23 protein-coding genes and 1 tRNA gene are annotated in these 19,173 nt (G+C 67.7%); 18 read left to right on the forward strand and 6 right to left on the reverse strand.

Translation table 11 applies throughout. The features are described from left to right. From cysT to ACFU7D_RS19785, 3 genes are all read left to right on the forward strand, one after another. A partial coding sequence (gene cysT / locus ACFU7D_RS19775; RefSeq protein ID WP_378870253.1) for a sulfate ABC transporter permease subunit CysT occupies window positions 1-814 on the forward strand: 814 nt, incomplete at its 5' end. Next, entirely contained in the window at window positions 807-1,649 is an 843-nt protein-coding gene (locus ACFU7D_RS19780; protein ID WP_378870255.1) for a sulfate ABC transporter permease, read from the forward strand. The genes cysT and ACFU7D_RS19780, both read left to right, overlap by 8 nt. A 13-nt stretch (window positions 1,650-1,662) precedes the next feature. Further along, entirely contained in the window at window positions 1,663-2,640 is a 978-nt protein-coding gene (locus ACFU7D_RS19785; protein ID WP_378731459.1) for a sulfate/molybdate ABC transporter ATP-binding protein, read from the forward strand. Window positions 2,641-2,771: 131 nt separating this feature from the next. Here ACFU7D_RS19785 and ACFU7D_RS19790 read toward each other — a convergent pair whose 3' ends face one another. The 4 genes from ACFU7D_RS19790 to ACFU7D_RS19805 form a co-directional block, all read right to left on the reverse strand. Further along, entirely contained in the window at window positions 2,772-3,230 is a 459-nt protein-coding gene (locus ACFU7D_RS19790) for an Rrf2 family transcriptional regulator (RefSeq protein ID WP_045549074.1), read from the reverse strand. A 39-nt stretch (window positions 3,231-3,269) separates the two neighbouring features. Further along, on the reverse strand, window positions 3,270-3,764 hold the full coding sequence (locus ACFU7D_RS19795) for an SRPBCC domain-containing protein (protein ID WP_378870259.1): 495 nt from the start codon (window positions 3,762-3,764) through the stop codon (window positions 3,270-3,272). A 117-nt stretch (window positions 3,765-3,881) separates the two neighbouring features. After that, entirely contained in the window at window positions 3,882-4,373 is a 492-nt protein-coding gene (locus tag ACFU7D_RS19800; RefSeq protein ID WP_378870262.1) for a hypothetical protein, read from the reverse strand. Between the two features lie 30 nt (window positions 4,374-4,403). Beyond that, on the reverse strand, window positions 4,404-4,895 hold the full coding sequence (locus ACFU7D_RS19805) for a YajQ family cyclic di-GMP-binding protein (RefSeq protein ID WP_378731463.1): 492 nt from the start codon (window positions 4,893-4,895) through the stop codon (window positions 4,404-4,406). Between the two features lie 152 nt (window positions 4,896-5,047). On the opposite strand from ACFU7D_RS19805, the gene ACFU7D_RS19810 reads away from it, so the two are divergent. Both ACFU7D_RS19810 and ACFU7D_RS19815 read left to right on the forward strand, forming a co-directional pair. Next, window positions 5,048-5,129 (forward strand) — tRNA-Tyr (locus ACFU7D_RS19810). A 543-nt stretch (window positions 5,130-5,672) separates the two neighbouring features. Beyond that, a complete protein-coding gene (locus ACFU7D_RS19815) occupies window positions 5,673-6,209 on the forward strand; it encodes a DNA-binding response regulator (protein WP_378870264.1) in 537 nt (178 codons plus the stop codon). A gap of 378 nt (window positions 6,210-6,587) precedes the next feature. On the opposite strand, the gene ACFU7D_RS19820 is transcribed toward ACFU7D_RS19815, so the two are convergent. Beyond that, window positions 6,588-7,382, reverse strand: coding sequence for a hypothetical protein (locus ACFU7D_RS19820; RefSeq protein WP_378870266.1), 795 nt, complete (start codon window positions 7,380-7,382; stop codon window positions 6,588-6,590). A gap of 616 nt (window positions 7,383-7,998) precedes the next feature. On the opposite strand from ACFU7D_RS19820, the gene ACFU7D_RS19825 reads away from it, so the two are divergent. The 6 genes from ACFU7D_RS19825 to ACFU7D_RS19850 all read left to right on the forward strand — a co-directional run bounded on the left by ACFU7D_RS19825 (window position 7,999) and on the right by ACFU7D_RS19850 (window position 11,564). Next, the gene (locus tag ACFU7D_RS19825; protein ID WP_378870268.1) at window positions 7,999-8,649 is read left to right on the forward strand and encodes a hypothetical protein; all 651 of its coding nucleotides are present in this window, start codon (window positions 7,999-8,001) and stop codon (window positions 8,647-8,649) included. Between the two features lie 355 nt (window positions 8,650-9,004). Continuing rightward, window positions 9,005-9,763 carry a hypothetical protein gene (locus tag ACFU7D_RS19830; protein ID WP_378870271.1) on the forward strand — a complete coding sequence of 253 codons (759 nt, stop codon included), beginning with the start codon at window positions 9,005-9,007 and terminating at the stop codon, window positions 9,761-9,763. Window positions 9,764-9,831: 68 nt separating this feature from the next. Then, the gene (locus ACFU7D_RS19835; RefSeq protein ID WP_196875753.1) at window positions 9,832-10,161 is read left to right on the forward strand and encodes a nucleoside triphosphate pyrophosphohydrolase family protein; all 330 of its coding nucleotides are present in this window, start codon (window positions 9,832-9,834) and stop codon (window positions 10,159-10,161) included. A gap of 45 nt (window positions 10,162-10,206) precedes the next feature. After that, on the forward strand, window positions 10,207-10,620 hold the full coding sequence (locus ACFU7D_RS19840) for a PPOX class F420-dependent oxidoreductase (protein WP_378870275.1): 414 nt from the start codon (window positions 10,207-10,209) through the stop codon (window positions 10,618-10,620). Between the two features lie 94 nt (window positions 10,621-10,714). Further along, window positions 10,715-11,065, forward strand: a complete 351-nt coding sequence (locus ACFU7D_RS19845) for a DUF1330 domain-containing protein (protein ID WP_378870277.1) — start codon at window positions 10,715-10,717, stop codon at window positions 11,063-11,065. Between the two features lie 121 nt (window positions 11,066-11,186). Continuing rightward, window positions 11,187-11,564 (forward strand): VOC family protein, encoded by a 378-nt coding sequence (locus ACFU7D_RS19850; protein ID WP_378870280.1) that lies wholly within the window; start codon window positions 11,187-11,189, stop codon window positions 11,562-11,564. A 15-nt stretch (window positions 11,565-11,579) separates the two neighbouring features. Here ACFU7D_RS19850 and ACFU7D_RS19855 read toward each other — a convergent pair whose 3' ends face one another. Beyond that, window positions 11,580-12,347 (reverse strand): IclR family transcriptional regulator, encoded by a 768-nt coding sequence (locus ACFU7D_RS19855; RefSeq protein WP_378731495.1) that lies wholly within the window; start codon window positions 12,345-12,347, stop codon window positions 11,580-11,582. 165 nt (window positions 12,348-12,512) lie between these two features. Between ACFU7D_RS19855 and aceB the strand changes: the two genes are divergently transcribed. The 7 genes from aceB to ACFU7D_RS19890 all read left to right on the forward strand — a co-directional run bounded on the left by aceB (window position 12,513) and on the right by ACFU7D_RS19890 (window position 19,127). Then, window positions 12,513-14,102 (forward strand): malate synthase A, encoded by a 1,590-nt coding sequence (aceB, locus tag ACFU7D_RS19860; RefSeq protein ID WP_378870283.1) that lies wholly within the window; start codon window positions 12,513-12,515, stop codon window positions 14,100-14,102. Next, window positions 14,099-15,325: a DUF6986 family protein gene (locus ACFU7D_RS19865; RefSeq protein WP_378870286.1), complete on the forward strand. Its 1,227-nt coding sequence runs from the start codon at window positions 14,099-14,101 to the stop codon at window positions 15,323-15,325. Before aceB ends, ACFU7D_RS19865 begins: the two co-directional genes overlap by 4 nt. Before the next feature lie 41 nt (window positions 15,326-15,366). Continuing rightward, window positions 15,367-15,834 (forward strand): helix-turn-helix domain-containing protein, encoded by a 468-nt coding sequence (locus ACFU7D_RS19870; RefSeq protein ID WP_378870288.1) that lies wholly within the window; start codon window positions 15,367-15,369, stop codon window positions 15,832-15,834. A gap of 103 nt (window positions 15,835-15,937) precedes the next feature. Then, window positions 15,938-16,444 (forward strand): 2-oxo-4-hydroxy-4-carboxy-5-ureidoimidazoline decarboxylase, encoded by a 507-nt coding sequence (uraD, locus tag ACFU7D_RS19875; RefSeq protein ID WP_378870291.1) that lies wholly within the window; start codon window positions 15,938-15,940, stop codon window positions 16,442-16,444. After that, window positions 16,441-16,797 carry a hydroxyisourate hydrolase gene (uraH, locus tag ACFU7D_RS19880; protein WP_378870293.1) on the forward strand — a complete coding sequence of 119 codons (357 nt, stop codon included), beginning with the start codon at window positions 16,441-16,443 and terminating at the stop codon, window positions 16,795-16,797. The genes uraD and uraH overlap by 4 nt, the downstream gene beginning before the upstream one ends. Before the next feature lies 1 nt (window position 16,798). Next, window positions 16,799-17,704: a factor-independent urate hydroxylase gene (gene pucL / locus ACFU7D_RS19885; protein WP_378870296.1), complete on the forward strand. Its 906-nt coding sequence runs from the start codon at window positions 16,799-16,801 to the stop codon at window positions 17,702-17,704. 10 nt (window positions 17,705-17,714) lie between these two features. Beyond that, a complete protein-coding gene (locus tag ACFU7D_RS19890; protein WP_378870299.1) occupies window positions 17,715-19,127 on the forward strand; it encodes a nucleobase:cation symporter-2 family protein in 1,413 nt (470 codons plus the stop codon). The last annotated feature ends 46 nt before the right edge of the window (window positions 19,128-19,173 follow it).

A 19,173-nucleotide genomic window follows, 5' to 3' on the forward strand; every position in this document is an offset into this window, starting at 1 on the left:
GCCGGCTGCACGTCGCAGCCGGCCGGCCACCACTCTGACAAGGACCAGCGGCATCGGGCTCGGCATCACGATGCTCTGGTTCAGCCTGCTCGTCCTCATCCCGCTGGTGGCGGTGATCATCACCGCCTCCAGCGGCGGCTGGTCCGCCTTCGCCGACCAGCTCACCAACGAGCAGACCGCGTCGGCGATCTTGCTGACGATCCGTGCGGCCATCGTGGTCACCCTGATCAACGTCGTCATCGGCACCGTCATCGCCTGGGTCCTGGTCCGTGACAAGTTCTGGGGCAAGGGCTTCCTCGAGGTGATCATCGACATCCCGTTCGCACTGCCGACGATCGTCGCCGGCCTCGTGCTGCTCTCCCTCTACGGCGCCGAGTCACCCCTCGGCCTGCACTGGGCGAACACGTCGACGTCGGTCTACCTCGCCCTCGCCTTCGTGACGCTGCCCTTCGTCGTACGCATGGTGCAGCCCGTCCTCGAGGAGCTGGACGCCGACGTGGAAGAGGCCGCGGCCTCTCTGGGTGCCTCCCGGTTCACCACGTTCTGGCGGATCATCCTGCCCTCGCTGGCCCCTGCCATCGCGGCGGGCGCGGCGCTCTCCTTCGCGCGCGGGATGGGGGAGTACGGCTCCCTGGTCCTGCTCTCGGGCAACCTCCCGTTCAAGTCCGAGGTCGCCTCGGTGCGGATCCTGTCCGCGATCGAGAACGACAACCCGGAGGGCGCGGCCGCGATCGCGGCGATGCTGCTGGCCGTCTCGCTGGCCGTCATCGTCGTCCTCGACCTGGTCCAGAGGAGGATGGTCCGCCGTGGCTGAGACCCGTCGTGCTCCGCGCACCCCGTTGACGTACGTCCTCCGCGTCGTCGTCATCGCCTACCTCGGGCTGCTGGTGGCCTGGCCGGTCGTCCTGGTCGCCTGGAACGCCTTCTACGTGCCCGATGTCGGGTTCACGACCGAGGCGTTCACCGAGATCTTCAACGACCCGCAGATGATGCACGCGATCCAGCTGACCTGCGTGGCCGCGGTGGTCGCGACGCTGATCAACCTGCTCTTCGGCGTCACGATCTCGCTGCTGCTGGTGCGTACCGAGTTTCCGGGCAAGCGCCTCCTCAGCGCGATGATCGACCTGCCGTTGTCGGTCTCGCCGATCGTCGTGGGCCTGGCGCTCGTGCTGGTCTACGGTGGCCGCGACGGCTGGTTCGGGCCGACGCTCGAGTCGGCCGGGATCCAGATCATCTTCTCGACGCCCGGCATCATCATGGCGACCGCGTTCGTGTCGCTCCCGCTGGTGATCCGCGAGGTCATCCCGGTGCTGGAGGAGATCGGCACCGAGCAGGAGCAGGCCGCCGCGTCGCTCGGCGCAGGCAGCTGGCAGACCTTCTGGCGGATCACGCTCCCGGGCATCAAGTGGGCCGTCATCTACGGCGTCGTGCTCACCCTGGCCCGCTCGCTGGGCGAGTTCGGCGCGGTCAAGGTCGTCTCCGGCAACGTGCTCGGCCAGACCCGCACCGCCACCCTTGCGGTCGAGGAGAAGTACCTCAACTTCGACCAGCAGGGCGCGTACGCCGTCGCCTTCCTCCTGGCCAGCGTCTCGGTCATCTGCATCCTCATCGTCTTCGTGCTGCGCGCCCGCGGTGCGCGCGTGCGGTGAAAGGACACATCCCATGAGCATCGAAGTAAGTGGTGTCAACAAGCGTTACGGCGACTTCGTGGCGCTGGAGGACATCAACCTGACCATCCCGACCGGGCAGCTGACTGCGTTGTTGGGGCCTTCGGGCGGCGGCAAGACCACACTGCTGCGGGTCATCGCCGGGCTGGAGACCCCCGACACCGGCACGATCAGCATCGAGGGCGTCGAGGCGACCTCGCTGCCGGTCCAGAAGCGCAACGTCGGCTTCGTCTTCCAGCACTACGCCGCGTTCAAGCACCTCTCGGTGGCCAAGAACGTCGCCTTCGGGCTGGAGATCCGCAAGCGTCCCAAGGCCGAGGTCGCCAAGAAGGTCGGGGAGCTGCTCGAGCTCGTCCACCTCTCGCAGTTCGCCAACCGCCTGCCCTCGCAGCTGTCCGGTGGCCAGCGACAGCGGATGGCGCTGGCGCGGGCCCTGGCGATCGAGCCGTCCGTGCTGCTGCTCGACGAGCCCTTCGGGGCCCTGGACGCGAAGGTACGCAAGGAGCTGCGTGACTGGCTGCGACGGCTCCACGACGAGGTGCACGTGACCACCGTCTTCGTGACCCACGACCAGGAGGAGGCTCTCGAGGTCGCCGACGAGATCGTGGTCGTCAACCAGGGCGGCATCGAGCAGATCGGCACTCCCGAGCAGCTCTACGACGAGCCCGCCAACGACTTCGTGATGTCGTTCCTCGGCGACGTGACCACCCTGGGCGGTTCCTTGATCCGGCCCCATGACGTCGAGGTCACCCCGTCCCCGATCTCCGAGCACTCGCTCGAGGGCACCGTCTCGCGCGTCCTGCGGATCGGGTTCGAGGTGCGCCTCACGGTTCTCACCGACGACGGCGAGGTCGTGACCGCCGAGCTGACGCGTACGCATGCCCGGGCTCTGCGGCTCGAGGAGGGCGCCAACGTGTTCGTCACGCCGACGCCGGGGGCGTACACGATGCCGGCGCCTTCGCCGGCGGCGTAGGGGGCCGTTCCTTCATCAAGGTATGCAGCCGAAGGCCCACATCCCCAGCGGAGTTCCGCGCGGGATGTGGGCCTTTCTCTGCATACCCTTCGACAGGCTCAGGACACCGCCTTGCAGGAGGAACCGACCGCTCAGTGAGGCAGCCAGGCCTCGTCGCGCGCGGTGCGGGTGGTGACCTCGTCGGGCAGCTCGCGGGAGGCGAGATCGGCGATGGAGACCTTCTCGAAGACCTCGCGCAGCGAGTCGCGGGCGGCGATCCACACATGCTGGAGGACGTCGGCGCGCTCGTTGTAGGTGACGCCCTCCGGACGCAGCCCGTAGACCGAGACCAGCGGACCGTCGACGGCGCGGATCACGTCGGCGACGGACACGTCCGACGCCTTGCGGGCAAGGCGCCAACCGCCGGACTGGCCGCGCTGTGAGATGACGACGCCGGCCTTGCGGAGGTCGGCGAGGATCGCCTGCAGGAACCCGTGCGGGATCTCCTGGGCGCGGCCGAGCTCCTCGGCGCTGACAGCTTTTCCGTCCTCGCGCGCGGCCATCTCGATGAGGGCGCGGAGGGCGTAGTCGGACTTGGCAGATACTCGCACGACCACATTCTTGCAGATGAATGCAGAATTTCGCTCAATCTAGTGGTCAAGTCCACTTTCATTCACGAGCGTCTCGGCCCGCGCCTTGAGAGCCGCGGCGTGCCGCCGGAAGCCCTCGGTGACCCGCCCCGGACCGGCCAGTCCCACCAGCGGACCCGAGAACTCCTCGACCGTCTCGTAGCGCGTCGGCCCGCCGGATCGCTGGGTCAGCCGCTGGTGACGTACGCCGCGGACCAGGCCGAGCCGCGCCGGCCAGCCCTCATAGACATAGGCCAGGTACGCAGCCCCGACCCCGTCCTCACCGACGACCGGTGCGTCGAGCGCCGAGATCCGCTCCGGTGAGCGCGCGCGGCCGCCGTTCGCCCAGGTCACGTGCAGGACGATCGGATTTCCCTCGGCCGCCGGCTGCGCGGTCTCGGCGCGAACGACGAACGGGTTCCACGCGGCGTACGACTCCGTCTCGACCATCACCCGCCACACCACCTCGATCGGAGCATCAATCTCGACCGAGGCTCGCGGGTGCTCGTAGGTCACGGCTGGATCTTAGAGCCTGGTCTAGAGATGTCTCGCTCGCATCGAGAGCCGCTGCCGCCCGAAGACCGGTCTGTAAGCCTCCCGGGCGATTGCTGCGAGGCAGGCTCGGCGACGGACCTAGTCGCGAGTGCGGGTGAAGAGGTCGACGTTGATCCAAGCGAGAGCGACACCGCACACCTCCGGGTCGGGGTCCTTGATGCGGCTGACCGTGACCAGGCGTCGTGTGGGACTGACGCGGACGCGATCTCCCTCGTACTGGTAGGTCTCGACCACCTCGGTGTATCCGGGGTCCGCGTCGTTCACGAGGCAGAGCTGCTCGGGATCGCTCGCCTCGCCTTCGGTCCAGCCCTCCGACGCGGGATAGGCCGCTTGGTAGAACTCGATCAAGTCGGCCTGGGCCATGTCGCCGAGTTCCAGGACCTGTTGGCGCGAACGAAGTGGGTCGTCGTCATCCCACCCCTTGTCGGTCGCCACCACCTCGACGCCGTCCGGGACCGGGGCCGCCTCCGGATAGCCGAACTCCGCGCCGTACGAGATGGCGTTGCAGGCCGTCAGCGCACACGCAGCGGCAGCGGCAGCGGCAGCGGCAACTAGTCTCCAGGACGTCACCTACCAACCCAAGCAGACCGTCGCAGCGGATCAGCGGTAGTTGATGAACTGCACCGCGAAGTCGTAGTCCTGGCCCTTGACCAGCGAGATCACGGTCTGCAGGTCGTCGCGCTTCTTGGAGGAGACGCGGAGCTCGTCGCCCTGGATCTGCGCCTTGACGCCCTTGGGGCCCTCGTCGCGGATCAGCTTGGAGATCTTCTTCGCGTCCTCGGAGGAGATGCCCTCCTTGAGCGTGATCGAGATCTTCGACAGCTGCCCCGACTGGCGCGGCTCGCCTGCGTCGAGGATCTTCAGCGACTGCTTGCGCTTGATCAGCTTGTCCTGGAAGACCGAGAGCACCGCGCTGGCGCGGTCGTCGGCGGAGGCGGAGATCTCGATCCCCTGCTCACCGCTCCACTCGATGGTCGCGTTGGTCCCCTTGAAGTCGAACCGGGTCGAGACCTCCCGCGCGGTCTGGCTCAGCGCGTTGTCGACCTCCTGGCGGTCGATCTTGCTCACGATGTCGAACGACGAGTCGGCCATGACTCTCTCCTCTGGATTTCTGACCAGGACGGTGGCCCCGGGAACGTACCTGACTCACCCTAGGACCTTGTCCCGTTTTCGTACGCCGCCAGCCCCTGCGCTATTGTCTATTGCTGTCGCGATCCCCTTCACGGGGGCCCGTGCGCAACCCAGGCAGATTGCCCGAGCGGCCAATGGGAGCGGACTGTAAATCCGTCGGCTTTGCCTTCGAAGGTTCGAATCCTTCATCTGCCACGCCTGGGAGAACACCCCGGTGACCAGCGGAAACGCTGGCCACCGGGGTGTTTCGCTTGTCCGGCCGTGTCCAGTTGTGGCTCCCTGTGGTCGGGCGGCGGAGGACGGCGCGGGCCTTGAGTTCAAGCAAGGTTGGCCAGACCCCGCCGCACAAGCGCATCAGCTGGCGGCGGCGGCGAACGGCCTTCCTGCGAGCGGCTGATGTGGCGCAAGAACCACGGGGACGAGTGGGAGGCGTGGGTGATGTAGGCCCTCGACCTACTCCACCGGCCACGGCCTGAAGACCCGCGTCACGCAGTCGTGGGTCAACGCTGCGCACGTACGCGACGCCGACAGTCGGCCGCCTTCCTTGGTAGGCCGCGTATCCGCGTGTCAGTTCATCACGACGCAGATGAAGGACAGTCCGGACGCGGATTCTGCAGGTCCCGGTTCGCCTATCTTTTCCCACTCGGTTCTGAGAGGCTCGGGCTTGTGGCAGAGGCCGGGGTGGTACGCGTAGCGGTGGTCAGCCCACAGGATGTCATCAGGCGAGGACTCGCCGAGATGCTCCAGGACTATCCCGATCGCGTGGCTGTGTCCGCAGCTCCATTCGCCAGCAGCCTCGAGGGTGAGGTGGATGTGATCGTGTATGACACTTTCGGCCTGTTCCTTCGAGACGGGGCCGAGCTGGCCGAGCTGTACGAGGCGAATGCGAAGGTGCTGGTCTTCAGTCGAGACCTGCGCCCCGACCTACGGGCCCAGGCCTTCAAGATAGGCGCCAGAGCCTGGATCTCGATGAGCGCACATGCTGCCGAACTCGTGCAGAGCATCGAGCTCACTGCCGCAGGCAAGCTGATCAGGGAGCCCCAACGCGAGCTGCAGGGCACAGCGGGAGAGCTGACCGCCCGAGAGATCGAGGTCCTCGGACTGATCGCCCAGGGGTTGTCCAACCAGGACATCGCGGAGAACCTTGCCATGAGCGGGAACACGCTCAAGAGCCACATCCGGCGGGCCTACAAAAAGATCGAGGTCACCACTCGCAGCCAGGCGGTCAGCTGGGCCATCGCACACGGTCTTAACTCCCGGATAGCGCCACGCTAGGCCCTCGTTGAGCCGCGTATCTGGACGGCCCTGCTCTCGCGGTGTAGGCCGAAAGGCGCGGTGTAGGCCGAAAGGCGCGCTATATGTCACGGAAGCGTTCGGAATCTCAGTCCCTCACGTGTATGAGCAGGTCAGAACCGGTGCGTCCGGCGCTCTGTAAATCCGTCGGCTTTGCCTTCGAAGGTTCGAATCTTTCATCTGTCACGCCTGGGAGAACACGCCGGTGACCAGCGGAAACGCTGGCCGTGGGGTGTTTCGCTTGTCTGGCTGTGTCCAGCCATAGCCCGCTATCTGCCGATATTCACGTCCGATACGCGTCCGCAACTCTGGTTCTCGGTCGCCTTCGCGTGAGGCCATCGCGCAGGCTGGAGGTTGCGGTCACTGCTCGTCCTCGGCGACGGGAGGCTCTGCCGCGGTTGGCCCGTCCACGGCTTCGCGGATTCGACCCAGCAACTCATGCCCGAAAAAAGTGACGCGGTAGCGGTGCGGGAGCTGGTCGCTGTAGGCGGTGGTGGCCCGCCACACCATGTTCTTCACCGGCTCCCCTTGGGTGCGGATGAGCCCGTGGCGCTCGAGGGTCGCGACGATGGCCGAGATCGGGATTCCATAGCCCGGATTGGCCTCGAGGAAGTCGAGAAGGGTCACCGCCCTCGGTGGGCCGAACGGCGTGGAGTCGCCGGCGAGGTAGTCGAGCACGCGGATGTGCGCGACCTCGAGGTCGGCGAGGGCGAGTGCCAGCATCGTGGCTTCGTCGACCTTGGCATCGTCGTTGGCCAGCCCCTCCCCGAGCACCTTGCCCAACGCCACGACCTTCGCCGGTATCGACGCGTTCGCGCCGGCACGGAGCGCGGTCGCCAACAGGAACTCCTTCGGCGGGGTGTCCGCCAGCCCCGCAAGCTGGTCTGGCTCGACCTGGCAGGCCTCAGCCGCGATGCTCAAGGTCCAGCCAGCCTTTCCTGCCTGCTTCTTGGTGAGGTAACTACCAACGGCATTCAGCGCCTCGGTCACGACCGGGGTGACAAACAGCGCCACAGTTGAAGCCGTAGCCGGGTCGAGACCAGCACCGAGTGCCGCAGAAACCGTCCCGGCGAAAACGCCATTGGCCGCCTTGTCGACCCATTTGGGCTCACCGGTCGGACTGCTGTTCTCCAGGCCCCCTTGGTCGGCGGACATGGGCGTCCCCTCTGCGATCCGGCGAGGATCGCACTATCGGCGGTAGGTCGCTGGTGAAGCTACCGCTGGGCACCGACACTTTCGGGCCGCTCTATCGGCAGTGCTGGCGGTGGGTGCCGCCGGTAGAGGTAACTGTCGGCGGACTGCCCCGCTGCCGCCCGGTGGCTTCACAGCCGAGAGGTCCGCCATCGGCGCCAAAGGTCTCGGGCGAATGTGAAGGATCCGATTCCAAACAAGATCGCAAGGAAGATGTCGTCGGAGTACATGGCGTAGCCACAGAAAACGCCCAGCACGATAACGGCGATCGCTTCAAGGACCGCCATGGCCTGACCGGCCACCCTGCTGAGCGAGTCCTGACCCTCAGTTGCCATGGATCGATTGTCCGTCTCCGCGCCGGCGACGCGCGCCCAAATCTGGCCGATTCCTGGTTAGAGAGGTGGGAGTGGGCGCCGGGCGGAGCCAAATGTGGGCACCACTGGATCATGTCGATGGGGCCGAGTCCCGACACCGCTCCCTGGCGAGCGCATGATGCGACGGTCCTCGCGGGTGTAGGGCATCGGGGCCCTGGCCTCAGGCAAGCCACTCCCACGGAATTAAAGCGCGCTATAATCCCTGCATGGACTACTCGGCAGTCGCGACACATGCGTCACCGGAATCCGAGCACGTGCTCATCGAGGTGATCTCGAGCGACGACCCGACACAATCGAACACGTCACCCGTGCCCGTGGCATCCATCACCTCGCTGATGCGCCCCGGCGGACCAGACCCTGATCCCTTCATCTCGGCAGAACATCGCATCACCTACCTGCTGCGCGAGATCGGCTGGGAGCCGACGGCCCCCGTGGTCATCGGCACACCGTTCAGCGTTGGCCGGCATACGCCATTCACGGCCCGCGTCGCGACCTACGAGGGAAACCCTGTCGACCTTGTACAGATCAGGAACAACGACGGCGAGATCTTGGCCGAGATCCCGGTCGCACGCACTCCTAGCGAGGCGCTCGCCGCTTCAGGCTGGGATGTGCTTGGAGCCGCCGCCGGTGGATGGCCTGACGACACCCTTGCGGTGGCCCCAAACGACTGGAAGGTCGTGGTCGCGCGAGCAAAGACCGAGCGAGAGGCCGCTCGGCGCGAGGCCACCCGGCGTGAGCAGTTCTGGTCTGCGTGCCTGCGTGAAGCCGTCCTGGCGGGCCACACCGCGACAGAGCTCGCCGACATCGCCGGTGTCACCGCGCAGCGCATCTACCAGATCCGAGACCGGCGCAGATAGCGATACCCCGGGTCCGACTCGTCCGTATCGAGTCGCTCCGCGGTCGGGCTGCCCTGGCAGGATGAGTGCGATGAGCTTGGCCCCGGGCGTGTGCGCCGCTCGGGAAACTCCGGTTCCGTGCTCCTCGATATGGCGGCGGTATGCCCCGGCTAGGGTGCGCAGGGTGCCGATGGTTCCAGCGACGTCACCGGATGTGAGGCTATTCCGACGTCGAGACACGTGGGCGACCGATCGACTCACTTGTCGAGAACGGCCCAGACGTCGGTAAGGCTCTCGATGAGGGTTGGAAGTCGATCGAAGATACGGGGGACGCGATCGGAGACGCCGCGTCCTCAGTGAAGGAGACCGTGGGCGGATGGTTCAGTTGAGGGAGTTTCAAACACCTGGGCCTGTTCTCACTGTCGTCGGCCTCATTACCGGGGTGGGCGTGACCGGCATCGGAATCGGCCTAGTTGCGCGAAACTACGACGATCCATTTGCTGCGGTCTGGTCTTCGCTGTTCGTTCTGGGTGGCCTGATCTGCCTGATCTCGTACGTGGGACTCATTCTTGGGAAACGGCCGCAACCCGGGCTGCGCCCTCCTCGTGACACCACCTTCGAGAACGAGCAGGCCCGGTATCTTCCCCGAAGTGCTAACCCGGCCGCCGTCGCTGGCAACATCGTTTACGCCCTGCTAGGTGGGTGGTTCCTCTTCATGGGCGTGGTCGGGGCGGTCGAGGACAGTTGGCTCTGGCCGGTGCTGGCAGCGTTCCCCGCGGCGTACTTTCTCGGCTTCCTGGTGCTTCGGGTGGCCGGGCGATTTCGGAGCGGCAGCGTCTGGTTGACGGAGACGCGGATCGTCGACGAGCATCTTGGTCTGCGTCGGGAGATCGAGCTCACCAATGTGAAGACGGCGTACGACCTTTTCGACGCCGTGCGAGTCGAGCCGGAGGACCCGTCCTCGATTCGCTACAAGAGGCTGGCGCCGCGGTTGTGGTGCGCTCGGTTGGTGCCGGGGGAGATGCTCATCCAGGCGAACGGGCTCAAGGGCGGACCGGAAGGACTCGCTGCCGAAGTCCGTGAGCGTGCGGTGGCGGCTCAGAGCGAACCGAAGCGGCGCTGGTGGGGCCCCTGAGTTCTCGGGGAGCGGTTGCCTCTGTCTTGCACGGAGGCGAGTCGAGAGGCGCGCGATAGGTTCTGGTCATGGATATGAACGCCTACCAGCAGGCAGCGCTGCGCACCGCGGCGTCGAAGGGCACCCCCAACGAGGTGTTCCACCTGCTGCTGGGGCTGGTCGGCGAGACGGGTGAGATCGCCGAGAAGGCGAAGAAGATCATTCGGGATCACGACAGCGACTTCGCGCAGTGGGACCTCGATGATCTCGCCAAGGAGCTCGGCGACACACTGTGGTACCTGGCGGTCCTCGCTGACCACTTCGGGCTTCCGCTCGCGGACGTCGCCGAGCTCAACATCAAGAAGCTCGCCGATCGTCAGCAGCGTGACGCCATCGGTGGCAGCGGCGACAACCGCTGACCCACCGTTGGGACCAGCCCGAACCCTGTTCACCAAGGAGCACCCATGACAGTCGACGCAACTCCATCCGCCGCGGACAACGATGAGTTCTGGCGGGAGCGGCGGGTCTGCTTCCTGACGACGAGCCGGCCGGACGGGAGTCCGCATCTGGTGCCGGTGGGGGTGACGTTCGATCCGGAAGCCGGAATCGCGCGGGTCATCTGCAGCGCGGGGAGCAAGAAGGCCCGCAACGTACGCGCGGCCGACTCCGACGCGACGGTGGCGGTCAGTCAGGTCGACGGGCGACGGTGGTGCACGCTGGAGGGCACGGCAGTCGTCAAGGACGACGACGAGTCGGTGGCCGAGGCCGAGCGGCGGTACGCCGAGCGCTACCGGCAGCCGCGGCCGAACCCGGAACGGGTGGTCATCGAGATCACGGTGACCCGAGTGCTGGGCAACGTACGTCCTTCAGGTTGGTGAATCGGCCGGGGTGAGCGTCGCTCCCTCGTGCCGAAAAGCGGGTATGACGTCGAGGGTCGGCGTCACTGCCGCCGGCAAGGACGAGGCTGGACCCATGACCACGAAACCTGCGTACGCTGTCGCATGGATGAACGGCATGAACGTCAACGACGACATCGTCGAGTATCTGCGCCGCGTCGATGCCACCCTCGCGCCGTTCCACGGCGAGATCCTCATTCACGGTCCCGAACTCGTCGTGGCCGAGGGCACCGCGGAAGGCATGCTGGTGGTCCTCCGTTTTCCGTCTACGGAGGCGGCCCAGGGGTGGTACACCTCACCGGCCTACCAGGAGATCCTTCCGCTCAGGCTGAACAACATCGACCAGGAGCGTTCGTTCGCCGTCCTGGCCGAGGGCGTTGGACCGGGATACTCCGCGAGCCAGAAGATCGCCGAGTTCACGTCCTAGCCGACCCACTGGACACCCTCGGTGCAGAAGCGGTGGCAGCCTCGTAGCGGTACGACGAAATTCGGTCGGCAACCTCGTGTCGGCGACCTAGAGTCGTCGAGAAGCGAGACAGGAGAATCCGATGAGCGTCGAGCTGAACCACACGATCGTGCACGCCTCCGACCGGGAGGCGACGGCGACCCACCTGACCGAGATCCTCGGGCTTCCCGAGGCCCAGGTCTTCGGACCGTTCCGGATCGTCGAGCTCTCCAACCAGGTCAGCCTCGACGTGGTGGAGGACCAGGGCTTCCGGCCGCAGCACTATGCGTTCAAGGTGACCGAGGCCGAGTTCGACGAGATCTTCGGCCGGATCACCGAGCGCGGCATCACCTACTGGGCCGACCCGTTCCACCGGCGGGAGGGCGAGATCAACCACAACGACGGCGGCCGCGGGGTCTACTGGGAGAGCCCCGACGGGCACAACCTGGAGATCATCACGGTGCCGTACGGCGGCGCCTGATCCCCCAGCGCGAGATCAGGCCAGGTCGGCGGCGAGCTGCTTGCCGGCCTCGGTGAGCAGCGGGACGGCGCGCTCGATGAGCTCGTCGCTCATCCGGCCGGTGGGCCCGCTGATCGACATCGCCAGGCGCGGGGCGTAGTCGGGGACGGCGACGGCCACGCAGCGTACGCCTGCTTCCTGCTCGCCCTCGTCGATGGCGTAGCGGCGCTCGCGGACCTGCTCGAGCTGGCCCAGGTAGTCGTCGCGCGAGGTGATCGTGGTCGAGGTGTAGGGGACCATGTCGGTGCGCCGGAGGATGTCGCGGACCTGCTCGGGAGCCATGTCGGCGAGGATCGCCTTGCCGACGGCGGTGCAGTGCGGGGACACCCGGCGGCCGACCTCGGTGAACATGCGCATCGACTGGCGCGACTCGGTGTGGGCGACGTAGACGATCTGGTCGCCGTCGAGCATCGCCAGGTTGGCCGACTCGCCGACCTCGTCGACGAGCCGGGCGAGGTGGGGGCGGGCCCAGGTGCTGAGCATGCGCGAGGAGCTCTCGCCGAGCCGGATCAGCTTCGGGCCGAGGACGTACTGCCGGTTGGCCTCCTGGCGGAGGTAGCCCAGGTCGACGAGGGTGCGGACCAGCCGGTGGATGGTCGGCAACGGCAGGCCGGAGGCTGCGGCGAGCTGGGAGAGTCCCATGGTCCCGCCGGCGTCGGCCATCGTCTCCAGCAGCGCGAAGGCTCGCTCGATCGACTGCACGGCCCCGGTGCGTGTCTTCGGCGCCTTCTCGTTCTCGCTCACCTGAACTCCTTTGTTCTTCCGGACTGTTCTTCCGGATGACGGAAGTCTAGCGTCGTCTAGAGGAAACCCGGCTGGTTGCGTCCCTCGTCTGGCCGGATTAATATCCGCAATGCGGAAAGAAGAATCCATTCAAAGGAAAACTGTAGCCCCAGGAGGGTGGAGCTCGTGAACATTCAGATCACCGGTGGCGACGTCGAGCGCGGAGCCGAGATCCTCACCCCGGAGGCCCTCGAGTTCGTCGCGGAGCTGCAGCGACGGTTCGGGTCCCGGCGTGACGAGCTGCTGGCTGCCCGCAGGACCCGCCGTGAGGAGGTCGCGCGCACCGGCCGGCTCGACTTCCTGCCGGAGACGGCCGACGTACGCGCCGGGGACTGGACCGTCGCGCCCGTGCCCGAGGATCTGCTCGACCGCCGTGTCGAGATCACCGGCCCGACCGACCGGAAGATGACGATCAACGCCCTCAACTCCGGTGCGCGGGTCTGGCTGGCCGACATGGAGGACGCCAGCACTCCGCACTGGAGCAACGTGGTCGGCGGCCAGGTGAACCTGCGCGACGCCATTCGGCGAGACATCTCGGCGACCTCCCCGCAGGGCAAGCTCTACGAGCTCAAGAAGAACCAGCGGCTGGCCACGATCGTCATGCGCCCCCGCGGTTGGCACTTCGACGACCAGCACATCCTGGTCGACGGCACGCCGGTCGTCGGCGCGCTGGTCGACTTCGGGCTCTACTTCTTCCACAACGCCCGCGAGCTCGTGGAGCGGGGGAGCGGGCCGTACTTCTATCTCCCCAAGATGGAGAGCCACCTCGAGGCGCGGCTGTGGAACGACGTGTTCACCTTCTCCCAGGCCGAGCTCGGGATCCCGCACGGCACCGTGCGCGCGACCGTCCTCATCGAGACCATCCCGGCCGCGTTCGAGATGGACGAGATCCTCTACGAGCTGCGCGACCACGCCTCGGGGCTCAATGCCGGCCGCTGGGACTACCTGTTCAGCCTGATCAAGTACTTCCGAGACGCCGGGCCCTCGTTCGTGCTCCCCGACCGAGCCACGGTCGGGATGAAGTCGCCGTTCATGCGTGCGTACGCCCAGCTGCTGGTGAAGACCTGCCACCGGCGAAACGCGCACGCGATCGGTGGGATGGCCGCGTTCATCCCGAGCCGCCGCGACCAGGAGGTCAACGCCATCGCCTTCGCCAAGGTCCGTGAGGACAAGGAGCGCGAGGCCGGCGACGGCTTCGACGGCTCCTGGGTGGCCCACCCCGACCTGGTCCCGATCTGTCGCGACATCTTCGACGGTGTCCTCGGCGACCGACCGAACCAGGTCGACAGGCAGCGCGACGATGTCGTGGTGCGCGCCGAGGACCTGCTCGACGTCGCGTCCGCGGGCGGCGCGATCACCCTCGCCGGCCTGCGTGACAACGTCGAGGTCTCGCTGGTCTACCTCGACGCCTGGCTCCGCGGCTCCGGCGCCGTCGCCATCCACAACCTGATGGAGGACGCCGCCACGGTCGAGATCTCCCGCTCGCAGATCTGGCAGTGGGTGCACAACTCCTCGAAGCTCGATGACGGGACCCAGATCACCGCGGAGCTCGTACGCCAGGTCCTCGACGAGGAGATGGCGAAGCTGCTCGCGGCGGCCGAAGGGATCGAGCACCGCCTGGAGCAGGCCCGCACCATCTTCGAGGAGGTCGCGCTCGCCGACGACTACGTCGACTTCCTGACCCTGCCCGCCTATGCGCAGGTGGTGGGTGCATGAGCCATCTCGAGGATCTGGTCGTCCGACTCGACCGGGCGCTCGCCGGCGCCGACGCGGCGCTGGCCGCGAGCTATCCGGGGGATCGCGGCGTACGCCAGCCGGTGCACACCGTCTACGTGCCGGGCGACCGCTACGACGAGAAGACGGTGGCGCAGTGGTCCGCCGAGGCCGGTCGCGTACTGGCTGAGCATGCGGCGTCGATGGCCGACGTGGACGCGGAGGTCCATGACCGGGTGACGGCCAAGCTGGCCGCCGAGCCGATCGAGGACCTGCGGATCGACTTCGAGGACGGCTACGGGAACCGGCCCGACGCTGACGAGGACGCTGCGGTGGTGGCGGCCGCCGCGGCGCTCGCCGCCACCGTCCACGACGGCTCCGCGCCGCCGTTCCATGGCATCCGGATCAAGTCCTTCGAGGCCCCGACGCGACACCGCGGGCTGCGTACGCTGGACCTGTTCCTGGGCTCGCTGGTGGGCGAGGGCGGGCTGGGTGAGGGATTCGTGATCACTCTGCCGAAGGTGACCTCGGTCGAGCAGGTGACCGCCATGGTCACCGCGCTGGACGCGCTCGAGGCCGCCCATGGGATCGAGGCCGGGAGTCTGAGGTTCGAGATCCAGGTCGAGACGCCGCAGGCGATCCTCGGGTCCGACGGGACCGCGCTGATCGCGCGGATGATCGCCGCGGGTGACGGCCGGGTGACCGGCCTGCACTACGGGACCTACGACTACTCCGCCTCGCTCGGGGTCGCGGCGGCGTTCCAGAGCATGGAGCACCCGGTCGCCGATCATGCCAAGGACGTGATGCAGGTGGCCGCCGCCGGCACCGGCGTCTTCGTCTCGGACGGCTCGACCAACGTGCTTCCGGTCGGGGACCCCGATGCGGTGCGGGCGGCGTGGCGGCTCCACTCGCGTCTGGTGAGCCGGTCGCTGGCCCGTGGGATCTACCAGGGCTGGGACCTGCATCCGGCCCAGCTGCCCAGCCGCTACCTCGCGACCTATGCGTTCTTCCGGGACGGGCTCGAGGTCGCCTCGGCCCGGCTGCGGGCGTACGTCCACGGCGGCGACTCCAGCTATCTCGACGAGCCCGCCACCGCTGCCGCGCTCGCCGCGTTCGTGCTGCGCGGGGTGGAGTGCGGGGCGGTCGCGGTCGACGAGGTCGAGCGGCTCGCTGGGATCGACCTGGCCAAGCTGGCCGAGCTCGCGCGGCGGCGGATCTCCGCCTGAGCATGACGATCGCGTGGCGGTGGGCTGGGTAGCCTGCCGCCATGCGCGTCGAAGCCGAGTTCACGACCGAACCGTTCCATGGCGAGGGCGAGCCGCCCGAGCACGCGACGGCGGCGCTCGCAGCCGCCCGCGAGGCCGGTCTGGAGTGCGACTTCGGGCCGCTCGGCACCTCGGTGCGCGGCGAGCGGGAGGCGGTGCTGGCGACCCTGGCCGCGGTGGTCGCCGCGGGTCTCGACCATGGCGCCGACCAGATCACCTTCCAGGTGCGCGTCGAAGGACACAGCGCGCCGCGGCGTACGGCCAACGGGTTGGAGGGGCTCCTCGCCGAGGTCGCGGAGGAGCTCGGTGGCGACCTGCGGACGCTGGACCGGCAGGGCAAGCAGCGCGCGGTGCGGCTGCTCGAGGAGCGCGGTGCCTTCGACTACCGCAAGAGCGCCGAGATCGTGGCCGGCGCGCTCGGGGTCACCCGGTTCACGGTCTACAACTACCTGAACCGCGAACGCGAGTAGCCCGCAAAGGCGCTTTCAACAAACTGTTGACTGTGATGAGCGACACATGCAATCGTTGTTGCTGTACGGAAATTAGTTTCCGCATAGCGAGAGAGAACGGTTCATGGATCTCCAGAGCTTCAACACCTCACCGGCGGACGTCGTACGCCCCGTGCTGCAGGCCTGCTGCGACGCTCCGAGCTGGGTCGCCGCCGTCCTGGCCGGACGCCCCTACGCCGCCGAGGCCCACGTCGTCCGAGCTGCCGACGAGGCCGCCCGCCGGTTCACCGCGGCCGACATCGACCAGGCGCTGGCCGCTCACCCGAGGATCGGGGAGCGCGCCGAGGGCGAGCACGCCGAGGCCGCCTGGTCGCGGCGCGAGCAGGCCGCGGTCGGCACCGACCAGGCCACGGCGCGGGCACTCGCCGAGGGCAACCGGGCCTACGAGGAGCGCTTCGGCCGGGTCTTCCTGATCTGCGCCTCAGGTCTCTCGGCCGACCAGGTCCTGGCCTCGCTCCGCGACCGGCTCGGTCACGAGCGCGACGAGGAGGCGGCCGTGGTCGCCGACGAGCTGCGTCGCATCGCGCTGCTCCGCCTCGAGCGGGTCCTGGACGCCGAGGTCTCGGCATGAGCGGGCTGAGCACCAGCGCCATCACCACCCACGTGCTCGACACCGCGCTCGGCCGCCCGGCCGCCGGTGTCCCGGTCCGGCTCAGCCGGATCGATCCTCACGACACCGACCAGTCCGTCGTCCTCGCCGACGCCATCACCGACGACGACGGCCGGGTGGCCGGCCTGGGACCCGATCAGGTCCCGGCCGGCACCTATCAGCTCCGGTTCGGCACCGCCGCCTACTACGCGGCGACCGGTCAGGAGTGCTTCTACCCGCAGGTCTCCGTCACCTTCGCGGTCACCGACCGGCGGCACCACCACGTGCCACTTCTGCTGAGCCCGTTCGCCTACTCCACCTACCGAGGGAGCTGACATGCCCATCCACCTTGGAACCAACCAGTACGGCAAGGCCGAGAACCGCGTCGTACGTATCTACCGCGACACTCCTCGTCACCAGATCCGGGACCTCAACGTCTCGACCTCGTTGCGCGGCCGCTTCGACGACGCCCACACCAGCGGCGACCAGAATGACGTGCTGCCGACCGACACCCAGAAGAACACCGTCTTCGCCTACGCGAAGAAGATCGGTGTGGCCTCGATCGAGGAGTTCGCGCTCGCCCTCGCCGACCGCTACCTCGAGGCCTGCCCGGCCGCCGAGGGTGCCCGGGTCGAGATCGACGAGTACGCCTGGGACCGGATCCAGGTCGACGGCGCGGGTCACGACCACTCCTTCGTCCGCTCGGGTGGCGGCGTACGGACGACCGTGGTGAACGTGGACGGGCGTGGGTCGGACCGGGTGGCGCATGTGGTCTCCGGCATCAAGGACCTGGTCGTGCTCAAGTCGACCGGGTCGGAGTTCCACGGCTTCCTCAAGGACGAATACACGACCCTGCAGGAGACCAACGACCGGATCCTGGCGACCTCGCTCGTCGCTCGCTGGCGCTATGACGGCACGGATGTCGACTGGGACAAGGCGTACGACTCCATCCGGGCGCTGCTGCTGCAGCGGTTCGCGGAGATCCACAGCCTCGCGCTGCAGCAGACCCTGAACGGGATGGGCACCTCGGTGCTCGAGCAGCACGGTGACGTCGCCGAGATCAAGTTCTCCGCGCCCAACAAGCACCACTTCCTCTCCGACCTCTCGCCCTTCGGCCTGGACAATCCCGGCGAGGTCTTCTTCGCCGCGGACCGGCCCTACGGCCTGATCGAGGCCTCGGTCGTACGCGACGAGGCCCCTGACGCCGGCAACGCCTGGCACGCCATCCCCGGATTCTGCTGAGGGCCGGGCCATGTTCGGACGCAGGAGACAGGAAACCGCATCCGGCCCGACCCGACCTGAGGACGAGCGGCATCCGCCCGGTCAGCTCCTCGCCTACGGCACGCAGCACATCCTGACGATGTACGGCGGCGTGATCGCGCCGCCGCTCATCGTCGGGGGTGCCGCAGGCCTCTCCGGCACGGACCAGGCGCTGCTGGTGACTGCGGGACTCTTCGTATCCGGCCTCGCGACGCTGCTGCAGACGCTCGGCCTCGGCCCCTTCGGCAGCCGGCTGCCGATCGTGCAGGGCATCTCGTTCGCCAGTGTCTCGACGATGGTCACCATCGCGAGCGAGGACGGGCTGCGTCCCGTCTTCGGTGCGATCATCGTCGCCGGCCTGATCGGGCTGGTCCTGTCCTCGTTCTTCGCTCAGCTCGTCCGGCTCTTCCCGGCCGTCGTCACCGGCACGATCATCACGGTCATCGGCCTCTCGCTGATGCCGGTGGCATTCCGCTGGGCGATGGGCAACGACGCTTCGGCGCCGGACTACGGCTCGATGACCAACATCGCGTACGCCGGGCTGACGCTGCTCATCATCCTGGTGATCAGCCGGGTGTTCCAGGGTGCGATCTCACGGCTCTCGATCCTCATCGGGCTCGTCGCCGGGACCGTGATCGCGGTGATCGCGGGGCAGGCCGACTTCTCCTCGGTCGGGGATGCCGACCTGGTGGCGGTGCCGCCCCTGCTGCACTTCGGCAGCCCGACCTTCGAGGTCGGCGCGATCGTCTCGATGACGATTGTGGTGCTGGTGATCATGACCGAGACGACCGCCGACATCCTGGCGATCGGCGAGATCGTGGAGACCGACGTCGACGCTCGACGTGTTGCTCGCGGTCTCCGCGCCGACATGGCCGCCACGACGGTTGCGCCCTTGTTCGGCACCTTCCCGTGCAGCGCATTCGCGCAGAACGTCGGCCTGGTCGCCCTGACCGGCATCCGGAGCAGGTACGTCGTCGCCACCGGCGGACTCGTGCTGCTGTTGCTCGGGCTGCTGCCGGTGGTCGGTGCGGTCGTGGCGGCGATCCCGTACCCCGTGCTCGGCGGCGCCGGCATCGTGCTCTTCGGCTCCGTCGCGGCATCCGGGATCCGCACGTTGTCGCGCGTCGACTACGAGGACAACCTCAACATGGTGATCGTCTCCGTCGCGATCGCCGTCGGCATCCTGCCCATCGCGGCACCGACCTTCTGGGACGCGTTCCCGGAGTGGCTCGGCGTCATCATGCACTCCGGCATCAGCGCCACCGCCCTGGTCGCCGTCGTGCTCAACCTGCTGTTCAACGAGATCACCGTCGGCAACCGCTCCGGCGCCTCCGTCTTCGCCGCCTCGCAGGACAGTCGCGAGGGCTTCGGCGACCGCCTCGACGACGACATCGAGCGTTCCTGACAGCCGAGACGTCACTCCCGTCGGTCGAGTGGGCACGATGCTGCCC

The organism is Nocardioides sp. NPDC057577 (genome assembly GCF_042801335.1).
Taxonomy (GTDB): domain Bacteria; phylum Actinomycetota; class Actinomycetes; order Propionibacteriales; family Nocardioidaceae; genus Nocardioides.